Source organism: Pantoea sp. SGAir0175 (assembly GCF_043547855.1).
The window spans coordinates 3,176,164-3,188,391 of record NZ_CP028081.1 but is presented as its reverse complement, the minus strand read 5'-3'; the positions used below and the strand labels follow the sequence as shown (position 1 = coordinate 3,188,391).

Annotated in this window: 10 protein-coding genes; 5 read left to right on the top strand and 5 right to left on the bottom strand. The window is 59.6% G+C overall.

Annotated features, from left to right (window positions below; genetic code table 11):
• Positions 1–5 precede the first annotated feature (5 nt).
• A complete protein-coding gene (locus tag C1N56_RS15025; protein WP_394516823.1) occupies positions 6–1,445 on the top strand; it encodes a glycoside hydrolase family 1 protein in 1,440 nt (479 codons plus the stop codon).
• A gap of 51 nt (positions 1,446–1,496) precedes the next feature.
• On the opposite strand, the gene C1N56_RS15020 is transcribed toward C1N56_RS15025, so the two are convergent.
• A complete protein-coding gene (locus tag C1N56_RS15020) occupies positions 1,497–2,876 on the bottom strand; it encodes an NAD-dependent succinate-semialdehyde dehydrogenase (protein ID WP_394516822.1) in 1,380 nt (459 codons plus the stop codon).
• Between the two features lie 152 nt (positions 2,877–3,028).
• Between C1N56_RS15020 and C1N56_RS15015 the strand changes: the two genes are divergently transcribed.
• Positions 3,029–3,916: a LysR substrate-binding domain-containing protein gene (locus C1N56_RS15015; RefSeq protein WP_394516821.1), complete on the top strand. Its 888-nt coding sequence runs from the start codon at positions 3,029–3,031 to the stop codon at positions 3,914–3,916.
• Here C1N56_RS15015 and C1N56_RS15010 read toward each other — a convergent pair.
• Together C1N56_RS15010 and C1N56_RS15005 are read right to left on the bottom strand one after the other, a co-directional pair.
• Positions 3,911–4,930 (bottom strand): LacI family DNA-binding transcriptional regulator, encoded by a 1,020-nt coding sequence (locus tag C1N56_RS15010; RefSeq protein WP_146068673.1) that lies wholly within the window; start codon positions 4,928–4,930, stop codon positions 3,911–3,913. The two genes, C1N56_RS15015 and C1N56_RS15010, sit on opposite strands and share 6 nt — an antisense overlap.
• Positions 4,931–5,023: 93 nt before the next feature.
• The gene (locus tag C1N56_RS15005) at positions 5,024–5,671 is read right to left on the bottom strand and encodes a CPBP family intramembrane glutamic endopeptidase (protein ID WP_021507241.1); all 648 of its coding nucleotides are present in this window, start codon (positions 5,669–5,671) and stop codon (positions 5,024–5,026) included.
• Between the two features lie 532 nt (positions 5,672–6,203).
• Between C1N56_RS15005 and C1N56_RS15000 the strand changes: the two genes are divergently transcribed.
• A complete protein-coding gene (locus C1N56_RS15000; RefSeq protein WP_058758053.1) occupies positions 6,204–6,503 on the top strand; it encodes an I78 family peptidase inhibitor in 300 nt (99 codons plus the stop codon).
• A 250-nt stretch (positions 6,504–6,753) separates the two neighbouring features.
• Positions 6,754–7,071, top strand: coding sequence for a hypothetical protein (locus tag C1N56_RS14995; protein ID WP_021507239.1), 318 nt, complete (start codon positions 6,754–6,756; stop codon positions 7,069–7,071).
• Between the two features lie 12 nt (positions 7,072–7,083).
• Here C1N56_RS14995 and C1N56_RS14990 read toward each other — a convergent pair whose 3' ends face one another.
• Positions 7,084–7,335 carry a biofilm development regulator YmgB/AriR family protein gene (locus tag C1N56_RS14990; RefSeq protein ID WP_021313231.1) on the bottom strand — a complete coding sequence of 84 codons (252 nt, stop codon included), beginning with the start codon at positions 7,333–7,335 and terminating at the stop codon, positions 7,084–7,086.
• A 393-nt stretch (positions 7,336–7,728) separates the two neighbouring features.
• On the opposite strand from C1N56_RS14990, the gene C1N56_RS14985 reads away from it, so the two are divergent.
• Entirely contained in the window at positions 7,729–9,027 is a 1,299-nt protein-coding gene (locus C1N56_RS14985; protein ID WP_394516820.1) for a multidrug efflux MFS transporter, read from the top strand.
• On the opposite strand, the gene C1N56_RS14980 is transcribed toward C1N56_RS14985, so the two are convergent.
• On the bottom strand, positions 8,960–12,052 hold the full coding sequence (locus tag C1N56_RS14980; protein ID WP_394516819.1) for a beta-galactosidase: 3,093 nt from the start codon (positions 12,050–12,052) through the stop codon (positions 8,960–8,962). The genes C1N56_RS14985 and C1N56_RS14980 overlap by 68 nt on opposite strands.
• Positions 12,053–12,228 lie beyond the last annotated feature (176 nt).

Here is a 12,228-nt window from a genome sequence, read left to right as displayed (position 1 = left end):
GCAGTATGCAACATCTTAACCCCGGTGCGTTTCCGCACGGCTTTCTGTGGGGCGCTTCAACCTCGGCGTATCAGGTCGAGGGCGCCTGGAACGAAGACGGCAAAGGGCCGTCGGTGATCGATAAAGGCCATTTTCCTGAGGGGATGACGGATTTCACCGTCACCAGCGATCACTATCATCGCTTCCGGGAAGATATCGCGCTGCTGGCGGAGCTGGGCCTGAAAACCTATCGATTCTCCATCGCCTGGAGCCGCATCTATCCGCAGGGAGACGGCGAGCTGAATCCGGCGGGCATTGCGTTTTATCAGCAGCTGATTGATGAAATTTGCCGCCACGGCATTGAGCCGCTGGTCACGCTCTATCACTTCGACCTGCCGTGGGCGCTGCAGCAGGATGGCGGCTGGTCAAACCGGCGCACCGTGGCCGCTTTTGAGCGCTTCGCCATCACCTGTTTCGAGCACTATGGCGACCGGGTGAAATACTGGCTGACCATCAATGAACAGAACATGATGATCCTCAAAGGCGAGGTGATTGGCACGCTGCCGGCCGGCACGGTGGATGCGCAGAAGACGCTGTATCAGCAGAATCACCATATGATGCTGGCGCAGGCCAAAGCGATGATTGCCTGTCACCAGCGCTTGCCGCAGGCCAAAATTGGCCCGGCACCGAACATCTCCTGTATCTATGCCGCCAGCGCCAGACCGGAAGATGTGCTGGCCGCCGATAACTTTTCAGCGATCCGCAACTGGCTCTACCTCGACCTGGCGGTGCACGGCCATTACAACAACGTAGTGTGGGCGTTTCTGCAGCAGCGCGGCTGGCTGCCGCACATTGAGCCGGAGGATATGGCGACCATCGCCGCCGGTCAGCCGGACTTTATCGCCTTCAACTACTATGCATCGGCCACCGTCAGTGCTGACATGCCTGAGGTCGCGCGCGGTGAGCTGAACAGCAAGCAGCAGGCCGACCAGCAGATGGCCGGCATCGACAAATCGGTGTACGTCGGCTGCAACAATCCGCATCTGCAGCAGAATCAGTTTGGCTGGTATATCGATCCGGTCGGTTTCCGCATTACCGCGCGGGAGATCTACGCGCGCTATCGCCTGCCGCTGATTGTCACAGAAAACGGTCTCGGTGCGTTCGACACGCTGGAGGCGGGCAACAAAGTGTATGACGACTATCGCATTGCCTATCTGCGCGAGCATATCACTCAGCTGCGGCTGGCAATTGCCGATGGCGTCGAGCTGTTTGGCTACTGTCCGTGGTCGGCCATCGATCTGGTCAGCACCCATCAGGGCATCAGCAAACGTTACGGCTTTATCTACGTTAACCGCGATGAACACGATCTGCGCGATCTGGCGCGCTATCGCAAGAAGAGCTTTTTCTGGTATCAGCAGTTGATCCGCAATAACGGCGCACAGCCTGATGCGGAGGTGGAATACTAACGCGCGGCGCGGCGGCATCCCGGCTGGGTCGCCGCCGCGCCAGCAGCGTGATTAGCGGTGTTGTCCCGCCATCAGCACATATTTTACCTGCACATACTCTTCAATACCGTAATGGCCGCCCTCACGGCCGTAGCCGGAGTGCTTGATACCGCCAAACGGCACTGACGCCGTACCGACTGAGCCGGAATTGAGGATCACCATGCCGGCTTCCAGTTTTTTCGACAGGCGGAAAGCGCGGCCAACGTCACGCGTCCACGCATATGCTACCAGGCCGTATTCGGTGTCGTTAGCGCAGCGAATCACCTGCTCTTCATCACTGAAACGGTACAGGGCAAATACCGGTCCGAAAATCTCGGTGTTGTGCACGGCAAACGAGGCGTCCAGATCGCACAGGATGGTGGGTTCATAGAACAGCCCGCCCTTCGCGTGTGGCTTGCCGCCGAGGCGCAGCGTCGCCCCCTGTGCTACCGCATCATCCACCAGCGCGGTGACTTTATCGAGCGCCATGCGGTTAATCAGCGGGCCAACCACAAATTCCTGCTGCATACCCTGATCGACGCGGATCTCACTGACTGTTTTCACCAGTTGCTGCACAAAGGCATCGTAAATCGCGTCATGCACAAAGATGCGGTTAGGCGAAATACACACCTGGCCGGAATTACGCAGTTTGGCGCTGACCAGCCCGGCCACGCTCTCTTCCAGCGGGCTGTCGGCGAACACGATAAACGGCGCGTTGCCGCCCAGCTCCATGGTCATCTTTTTCAGCGTGGCCCCGCACTGCTGCGCCAGCAGTTTGCCGACGCGGGTAGATCCGGTGAAGGAGATTTTGTGGATGCGCGTATCGCTGGTAAAAGCTTCGCCGATGGCTTGCGGATCGCCGGTCACCATCTCAAACACGCCCGCGGGAATACCGGCCTGACGTGCATACTCCAGCAGTTTATACGCGGTAAGCGGCGTCTCTTCTGCCGGTTTGATGATCATGGTGCAGCCTGCGGCCAGCGCGGTAGCGATTTTGCGGGTGATCATCATAAACGGGAAGTTCCACGGCGTGATGGCCGCGGTCGGGCCGACCGGCTCTTTTACCACCAGCACGGAGGCGTTAGCATCTTGCGACGGCAGGGTATCACCGTTGACGCGTTTGGCCTCTTCCGCATACCACTCAATAAAGCCGAGACCGTACTCGATTTCGCCCAGCGCTTCGCTCAGGCATTTGCCGTTCTCCCTGACCATCAGTTCAGCAAACAGGTGCTTATCGGCGCGTACCAGATCGTACCAGCCACGCAGCAGGTCGCTGCGCTGTTTCGCGCTTTTTGCCGCCCATGCCGGAAACGCGGCACAGGTGCGATCGATAGCGGCCGCGACCTCGTCGTGGCGCATGAACGGTGCTTCGCCGACGAGGCTGCCGTCGGCAGGATTGGTGACTTTAATCATTCCAGTGTGCTCCAGTGTCAGAATCAATGTGACAACATGGCAGTCAGCGTTATCGGGCTGGCTGCCGCTGTGCAGAAATGATGCGCGTCTGGCCTTTTCGCCACAATCGATTAAAATTGCTCCATCATTGAGAAAAACTGAACGGTTAACTGATGCGTGATTTGCCACCCCTGAATGCCTTGCTGGCGTTTGAATATGTCGCCCGTAGCGGCAGCGTGCGGGCAGCGGCTGATGGCCTGTCGGTGACGCCAGGCGCGGTGAGTCGTCAGATTCGTCTGCTGGAAGAGTACTTTGGCACGGCGCTGTTTCAGCGTCAGGGGCGCGGGCTGGTACTGACGCTGCCCGGCAATGCCTATTTTCTGCAAATCAGCCAGCACCTCGACGGTATTCGCCAGGCGAGCGCCACGCTGCAGCGCAATGCCGGCCGCACGGTCATCCGGCTGCACTCCTTCACCACCTTCGCCACCCGCTGGCTTATTCCGCGGCTGGCACAGTTTCAGCTGGCGCATCCGGCGATTGACGTGCGCCTGACGACCGCGTCGGAATGGGACGATACGGTGGATTGCGACGCGGCGATTCGGCTTGGTGACGGTACGTGGCCGCAGCAGCACGCCACGCCGCTGGTGAAAAACGTGCTGGTGCCGGTGTGTCGTCCGACGGCTGACCGGCGCGCCAGCATGCATCTGGCCGGGCTGGCGCAGCATACCCTGCTGCTGGTGCGCGGACGTCCTGATGACTGGCAGCGCTGGTGCGAAGCATTTGGCGTGGAAATGGACGCGCTGCCGCACCGGCGGCAGATGGAAAGTTCGGCGCTGGCCTATCAGGCCGCCATTGAAGGGCAGGGGATTGCGCTGGCGCAGCGCGTGCTGGTGGAAGCGGAGCTGAAGGCGGGCACGCTAATCGCCATGGAGGATTACCAGCTGGACTGTGGCCTGCACACCTATTACCTGGTGCGCCCGCAGGAGAGCGTTAAGGCTGCTACGCTACAGCAGCTGGAGCAGTGGCTGGTCACGCAGGATGACGGCGATCAGGCGTTATGAGCGGCGAAACGGTCCATCGGCCACGGAAGCGCGCTCAATCAGCCGTCCGCTGAACGGCGGCAGGGGCGCAATCGCTTCGCCCTCCAGCATCGCCACCAGCTGCGCCAGCGTGTGCTGAATCATCTCCGCCACCGGCACGTGAACCGTCGTGAGCGGCGGCAGGAAAAACTCTGCCATGCGAATATCATCAAAGCCCATCAGCGATACATCCTGCGGCAGCCGTTTGCCCGCCGCATTCAGCGCCAGCGCGGCACCAATCGCCATATCGTCATTGCTGGCCATCAGCGCACTGAACGGTACGCCGGCACTCAGCAGCTGGCGTGCCGCTGCCTGACCACTCTCCGGCGTCCACGCGCCCGGCAGTACGCGCGCCGCTTCATACGGCAGCTGATGGTCGGCCAGCGCCTGCTGATAGCCAGCCAGACGCGCGTCGGCGGTGGGCGATCCCGCCAGTCCGGTGATAAACGCGATATCATGGTGACCGCGCGCAATCAGGTAGTTCACCGCATCACGGGTATTTTGCTGATGCGAAGCCCAGACGCAGTTCGCCGCGTGCTGCGTCAGACGGCGGTTAACCACCATGATCGGGATATCGTGCTGGTCGATGATCGCTTCCAGCGCGGCGGTGTCGAGAAAACGCGGGTAGATAATGATGGCGTCGCAGCGCAGATCGAGCAGAAACTCGATTGCCGCGCGCTCATCGTCAGCGCTGGTTTTGCCATCGGCGAGGATCAGCTGGCGGCCATAGTTATTGGTCAGCGTGGCCGTCTGGTACAGCAGCTCGCTGAAATAGGGGCCGTTAAACAGCGAATGAGTGACGATCAGGCCGATATTCTGCGATTTTTGCGTCGCCAGACTGCGCGCCAGCAGATTCGGGCGGTAGCCGGTTTCCTCTATCGCCTGAAACACTTTCTGCTGCGTGGATTTGCTGACATAGCGGTTGCCCGCCAGCACGCGCGACACGGTGGCTTTAGAAACGCCCGCTTTGCGGGCCACATCCAGCATAGTAATCATCAGCGCTTCGACCATCATTCCTGCAGGCTAAAAAGCGATAGTACCTGAAAATGCAGGGAAATTAATGGCATCGTTAGCAAACAGTGAGGGGGATCAGGCGTAGAACCAGGCGGGCAGGATGGCTATCAGGTTATTCAGCGTATGCAGAAAAATCGGCAACGCCAGGCTGTTGCTGCGCAGACGCGCGTAGCACAGCAGCAGCGAGAACAGCGTCAGCGCAACGATGGTTTCCCAGTGCACGTATTGCGTGTGCAACGCGGCGAACAGCAGCGAAGTAAGCAACATGCAGGCAAAACGGCTTTTGGGCGCCCACAGCAAAAACGCCTGCAGCAGGAAGCCGCGGAACAGCACCTCTTCAAACACCGGCGCCAGCAGCACGGCGGTGAGCAGCAGAATCAGCATTGAGCTGCGTCCCTGCTGGCTCTGTTCAATCAGCCAGCCTTCCGGCTGCAGGAACTGCGTCTGCGCCACCATCAGCACAAACAGCGCGCCGATGAACAGCAGTGCCTGGCCGGGACGCAGAAAGCCCAGAGGAATGTCGCTGCGGCGCTGGCAGTAAAAACGGTACAGGGGATAGATCACGGCAAATTCAAACAGGCACAGCACTGGCACCAGCAAGCCGTTATTGCGCAGCGTCCCGTAATTGGGAAACAGCGTAATCAGCATGGTCACGAGGTAATAAACCACAAAGCTACCGACGTAAAACAGGGTCAACGTAACTTTGTCGGATTGGGTGTCCATAGGCGACTCAGCGGGCAGAGGAAGACGCATAGTAGCAACGGCGATCGGTGCTGTCGAGGTGCGTTTGCGGAGATTTTCGCCGGTTCAGATACGCCACAATCGCGGCGCTAACCGACCGCCTCATCGCAGGCGATGCGCGGCATGATGGCTTGCGCTTTCATCTGGCGAGCAGGCGGAGAGGGAACCGAATCACTTATCTGGCGCGGAGGATGCCGCTGGCACCGTTTGGTGCGCAACGGCAGAGAGAAAATTAACGAGGCTTAACGCACCCGGACGGCCACGAAGGTCACCACGATGGCGAAGCCGATAAAAATAGCCAGTTCCATCATTATCTCCTCAGAAAAGTCTTAGATAATTGTAGCGTCTGTCCGGGTGATTTTTAGACACAGCGTGCGATTAATCCGAAAATGTGAGCAGAAAATCGCGCCTTTTGTCACGCAATGCGACCAGTCTGCTGGAAAAATTTTCGCATCGGCGGCACGCTTTGTTACTCTCAGGAACCCGCTTGTTCATTATCCAGGAGGAGAAAATTGTGAACCATTATGGAAAAGCGCTGCTGCTGACGGCGATGCTCGCCTTAACGGCCTGTCAGTCAGCCAGTAAAACTGACAGCAGTCACGCCGTCAGCCACGATCCGGAAACCGACCAGTGCGGTGCCTCGCAGTATCAGAACTACCTCGGTCAGCCGCTGAGCGCGCTTGATACCCAGCGCTTTGCCGTACCGGTGCGTGCGATTCCATGGAACGGTGCCGCCACCATGGACTTCAATCTGCGCCGCCTGAATTTCCTCGGCGATCAGAACGGGAAAATTTCCCGGGTTTACTGCGGGTAACACCAAACGGACACGGCATTGTCATCGGGCTGTCACGGCGGCGGGCGAGGATAGCTGCGCATTACGGAGATTTCCTCGTCACTCTCGAATATGCAATGCTCGTCTTGTTTCTTCCCGCTACGGCGGGAATTTTTTTCGCTATAACCTGCCTGCTGCGCCATATTGCCCCCGCCATAGCGCGCGATGAATCGCGGCTCTGCGACGCCAGGCGTACAGGCAGCAATAACAGACTGACCTTACAGGAGTGACGATGAAATACCTGACCCGAACGCTGTGTTTGACGCTGCTGCTCAGCCCGCTGGCGCAGGCCTCAAGCGAGGCGGCATGGCAGCAACACGATAAAAACCTGCAGCAGGCGTGTGTGCAGGCCAGCGGTCTGAAAGCGGTGAAGGTGGTGGGCAAGCCGATCATGTACGACGACAGCGTTGGCTACGATGCGCTGTTGCTGGAAGGCCGCTATCCGCAAAAGCACATGAAAAATCAGCTGGGGCGGGAACTGTGCCTGTATCAGCGTCAGAGCGGTAAAGCAGTGGTCAGCGAAGCCGACCAGCTGCGGGTGGTGAAATAATCTCCGGGGCCGCTATTTTTGCGGCCCTGCTTCTAACAGCTGCGCCAGCAGGTTGCGGTAACTCTGCAGGCGCTGTTCATCGCCTTCCACTTCCAGCCGGGTAATCACGCGGGCAATCACCGCTTTATTGGTGGCGGGCTGGCCATCATCCATCAGCTCGCGCATGATGGCGGCCAGCAAATCGCTCTCGTGCGGCGCGTGCCAGGCGGGGCTGTTGAAATAGTCGGTAATCGCCCGACTGGCGCTGTCATGGTGCGTTCTCATAGCCGACCTCCGCAGAGACAACGAAGCCTGCCACCCACGACGGGCAGCAACTGAAAACCTGAATTAAGCATGCGGACTGTCCAGGACGGGCAGCGCCTCGCCAGTGATGACTGGTGATTTTTTAAACATAGATGCGGTGTGGAATATTGTCAGTAACGAATCGTCATATTTTTTCACGTTTGCCGTCTCTCGCGATGCGCTTATCGGGCCTTATGCCAGGTAACCGCACATAAAGACACTACAAAAGTGAGGCATTGCCCTATTTGCTGTGAGCAGAATCACGCCCGGCAGCGAAAAACTGCGTTTTCATCCTCATGCCATGTTTTGCCGTCCGGCAATGTTACGAGGTTGTTAGACTGAACCCTCGTTTCATTTTTTCTGACATCTGCGCTCATGCTACGCTCCATCGAATCCTGGAAGATCAATCTGATATCCGTCTGGTTTGGCTGCTTTTTTACCGGCCTGGCCATTAGTCAGATCATTCCTTTCCTGCCGCTTTACGTGGAAGAGCTGGGTATCCGTGGCGGCAACGCGCTCAGTATCTGGTCAGGCCTGACCTTCAGTGTCACCTTTATTGTTTCTGCCGCCGTGGCGCCGCTATGGGGCAGCCTTGCCGATCGCAAAGGGCGCAAACTGATGCTGCTGCGCGCTTCGTTTGGCATGGGCGCGGTGATGCTGCTGCAGGCGTTTGTCACTCAGGCGTGGCAGCTGTTGCTGCTGCGCGCGCTGATGGGACTGACGTCCGGTTATATTCCCAACGCCATGGCGCTGGTGGCCGCGCAGGTGCCGCGTGAGCGCAGCGGCTGGGCGCTGAGCTGCGTGTCGACCGGACAAATTGGCGGCGTGATCCTCGGGCCGATGATTGGCGGTCTGCTGGCCGACTGGCTGGGCCTGCGCATGGTGTTTATCGTTACCGCGGTACTGCTGATGGTCAGCTTTCTGGTGACGCTGTTTCTGATTAAGGAGACCGGCTACACGCCGGTGAGCAAGCAGGACAAACTGAGCGGACGCGAAGTAATGCGCAGCCTCGATAATCCACGTCTGATGTTCTGCCTGTTCGTCACCACCATGGTGATTCAGATGTGTAACGGTTCGGTGAATCCTATCCTGACGCTGTTCGTGCGTGAGCTGGCGCCGGATGCGCAGAATATCGCGTTTCTCAGTGGTGTGATTGCCGCGCTGCCCGGCGTGTCGGCACTCATCGCCGCACCGCGTCTCGGCAAACTCGGCGATCGCATCGGTACCCAGCGTATTTTGCTGGCGACCATGATCGCCTCGCTGCTGCTGCTGATTGCCATGTCGTTTGTCACCAGCGCCACGCAGCTGGGCGTCCTGCGCTTTCTGCTCGGCTTTGCCGATGGCGCGATGATGCCGGCGGTGCAAACCCTGCTGGTGCGTCATTCACGCGATAACGTCACCGGCCGTATTTTTGGTTATAACCAGTCTTTCATGTACCTCGGTAACGTCGCCGGACCGCTGCTGGGCGCAGCGGTCTCTGCCGCCACCGGTTACCGCTGGGTATTCTTCGCTACCGCAGTCGTCGTCCTGCTCAACGTGCTGTTGCTGCAGCGCTTCTATCGCCGGCCAAAAACCGAGCTGAAACCCCTTAGCCCGGCGACCGCCACTAAGCCGGCTGACGCAGCCTCAGCGCATAGTGCCAGCGCCGCTGAGAAAGCAAAAACTCCGGGCTGACGCTCGGGCTCCACGAATCGTCGCCGCCGACGCCCATATGGAAGCCGTCGAGATGCAGCCAGCAGCCGGGTTCGTCCTGCAGCAAATGGCGGTGTGAGGTGGCGCGCAGCTGCTCAAGGCTGTGGCGGCTGAGCGAGAAGGCGAAGTCGCCGCTGATCTGCCAGCTGCCGCTATCCAGCTGGCGCGTGCCGCAGCGCAAGCCATTCTCACCCGGAAAGACGTAGCCGGTGCTGAGCGCCGCCAGCGGCAGCTGCCAGCGTGAAAACTGCGCCGCCAGCTGGCGATCCGGATAGTTTTCATGAGGCCCCAGTCCCAGCCAGCTCACCTGGTGCGGGACCTGAGCCAGCTGGCAGCGCAGGCCGATGCGCGCGGGCGGCGGCAGACCGGCGGCCTGTTGTACATCGACGCTGATAGTCAGTTCGCCATCGCCGCTAATGCCATAACGCTTATGGCTGGTAAACAGGTGCTGACCCTCACCCAGTACGCGATGCCAGGTTTCAATCTGCACGCCGTGCTGCAGGCTGTCGACCTGCATCGCCAGCAACTCTGTTTGCAGCCGATCATAGCCCGCGCGTTTCCAGCGCTCGACCCAGGCGTTAGGGTCGATATTGGCAGCTTCGCTGGTGCCGATATCATTATCGATCGGTGCGCGAATAAAGCACTCCTCCAGCGGTGTCAGCATGGTTTCACGATCGTTCACCCACCACTGCAGCAGCGCGCCGCTGCGGCGACAGAAGTGCCAGCGCTGCGTGGGCAGCACCACCGCCACCAGATTGTGATTGGTTTCCAGCTGGGGCGCGCAGGCGCTGGCGCTGAGCGGCGGCAACGTAACCGGCAGTGCGGCCGGCAGCGCCCACTGATCCCAGGCCACGCGATGATCCGCCTCAGACCAGGGCGTGGCGGCGATCTGATGCACCGCGAGGTTGAGCCACGCTTCACCCTGCAGCGTTTCAGGCGCGGGCACGGTAAAGGTGTGGCTGCCTTCGGCATCGAGATCCAGCACCCATTCACCGCGCGCGAGGGTTACACCGTCCTGCTCAATCCACCAGCGCAGCCGTTCGTTGTCGCTGCGGCGGAATAAATATTCGCTGGTGACGGTCACGCGATACGCATCGCCGGGATCGCGCGTAAACCGGAAAAACTGCTGGGCGCGCTGTGCTTCAAACAGCGCCGGATGCGGCGTGCGATCGGCAAACACCAGCCCGTTCATGCAGAACTGGCGATCGTTGGGCGTGTCACCGAAATCGCCGCCGTACGCCTGCCACGGCTGGCCGTGTTCGTCATAACGCGTCAGGCTTTGATCGACCCAGTCCCAGACGAAGCCACCCTGCAGCCGCGGAAACTGGCGAAATGCCTGCCAGTATTTGGCAAAGCCACCAAAGCTGTTTCCCATCGCATGGGCGTATTCACACAGAATCAGCGGACGCGCTTCATCCGGCAGGCTGATCCATTTTTTCAGTGACCACTTCGGCACCGCCGGGAAGGGCTGGTCCTGATCGACGCGCGCATACATCGGGCACAGAATATCGGTGGCCGCCGTGTTGGCACCGCCGCCTTCATACTGTACCGGGCGCGTGCTATCGCTGCTTTTCACCCAGCGGTACAGCGCATCGTGCGTGCTGCCGTGGCCGGACTCATTGCCCAGCGACCAGATGATGATGCAGGCATGATTACGATCGCGCTGCACCATGCGCGTTACGCGTTCGCTATAGGCGGCAAACCAGCGCGGGTCGTCGGAGAGGCGGTTCATCGGCTGCATGCCGTGCGTTTCGATATTGGCTTCGTCAACCACGTACAGGCCGTACTCATCGCACAGCCGATACCACAGCGGATGGTTAGGATAGTGAGCGCAGCGCACCGCGTTAAAGTTGTGGCGCTTCATCAGTTCAATGTCCTGACGCATGCTGGCTTCATCCACCACCTGACCGCGTTCGGGATGGTGCTCATGACGATTAACGCCGCGTATCAGCAGCGGCTTACCGTTGAGGCACAGCTGGCCGTGCTCAATGCTGACGCGACGGAAACCCACATCATAAGCTTCGGCTTCAATCACCTCGCCGGCATCATCAAGCAGCGTGACTACCGCGCGGTAGAGATGAGGCGTTTCGGCGCTCCACAACAGCGGTTGTAGCACCGGCAACACCAGCAGGGTGCGTTCCGGATAGTGGCCACGTTCATCAATGATGGCGCTGCCCGGCGGCTGTTCGTGCTGCGCAATACAGTCGCCGTTGCGCCATAGCGTGACGCGCACCCGACACTGACTGAGCGGGCGCGCGCCGGCATGGATTTTGACACTCACCCGTAAATCGCCGCGCAGATATTCCGGGCTGAGCGCGGTTTCGATCTGCACATCGCTCAGGCGGGTGTCCGGTTTGTGCAGCAGCGTCACGTCGCGGAAAATGCCGCTCATGCGCCACATGTCCTGATCTTCCAGATAGCTGCCGTCGCTCCAGCGCAGCACCATGACCGCCAGACGGTTGTTTCCCGGCTGCAGCGCGTGACTGAGATCAAACTCGGCGGGTAAGCGGCTATCCTGTGAATAGCCCATCCACTGTCCGTTGCACCACAAATAAAAGGCCGAGCTGACACCATCAAAGATGATGCGCGTCTGTCCCTGGCTTAACCAGCCGTCATCAACTTTAAATGTGAGCGAGTAACATCCGGTGGGGTTCTCGCGTGGCACTAAAGGGGGATTGACCGGAATGGGATACTGCACGTTGGTGTAAATGGGCGCGTCGTAGCCGTGCAACTGCCAGTTGGCGGGCACCGGCAGCGTTGCGGCGTCCGGTAAGTCCTGTAGCAGCCAGCTGTGCGGCACCGCTTCCGGTGCGGTAAAATAGCTGAAGGCCCACTGACCACTCAGCCGCTGCTGCGCAGGTGAGGGATGGCCATCGCGCGCGCTGACTTCATCGCGCCAGCTGGCAAACGGTGGATGCGCGTCCAGGCGATGCAGGCTGGTGATAACCGGGTTTTCCCAGTCACGGCGCGCCAGCACTTCACTCAGAGAAACAGCCGCTAAGGTCATAGTGAGATCTCATTAATTGTATTGCGCTCACATTGCGTGAAATAGCGATAGCTGTAAAGACGCAGCGCGCAATTTTGTTACTGCGCGCACAGCGAGCAGCACTGACGTTTGCGGCACAGCGTTCGCTGTAACTTAAGCTGGCGTATTGAGCGGTCTGTGAGGCTTTTTTAGCGGTT

Bases quoted from the DNA above. Each gene is read 5' to 3' on its own strand.
- C1N56_RS15025 (WP_394516823.1), top strand. From the start codon at position 6: ATGCAACATCTTAACCCCGGTGCGTTTCCGCACGGCTTTCTGTGGGGC.
- C1N56_RS15020 (WP_394516822.1), bottom strand. From the start codon at position 2,876: ATGATTAAAGTCACCAATCCTGCCGACGGCAGCCTCGTCGGCGAAGCA.
- C1N56_RS15015 (WP_394516821.1), top strand. From the start codon at position 3,029: ATGCGTGATTTGCCACCCCTGAATGCCTTGCTGGCGTTTGAATATGTC.
- C1N56_RS15010 (WP_146068673.1), bottom strand. From the start codon at position 4,930: ATGATTACTATGCTGGATGTGGCCCGCAAAGCGGGCGTTTCTAAAGCC.
- C1N56_RS15005 (WP_021507241.1), bottom strand. From the start codon at position 5,671: ATGGACACCCAATCCGACAAAGTTACGTTGACCCTGTTTTACGTCGGT.
- C1N56_RS14995 (WP_021507239.1), top strand. From the start codon at position 6,754: ATGAAATACCTGACCCGAACGCTGTGTTTGACGCTGCTGCTCAGCCCG.
- C1N56_RS14990 (WP_021313231.1), bottom strand. From the start codon at position 7,335: ATGAGAACGCACCATGACAGCGCCAGTCGGGCGATTACCGACTATTTC.
- C1N56_RS14985 (WP_394516820.1), top strand. From the start codon at position 7,729: ATGCTACGCTCCATCGAATCCTGGAAGATCAATCTGATATCCGTCTGG.
- C1N56_RS14980 (WP_394516819.1), bottom strand. From the start codon at position 12,052: ATGACCTTAGCGGCTGTTTCTCTGAGTGAAGTGCTGGCGCGCCGTGAC.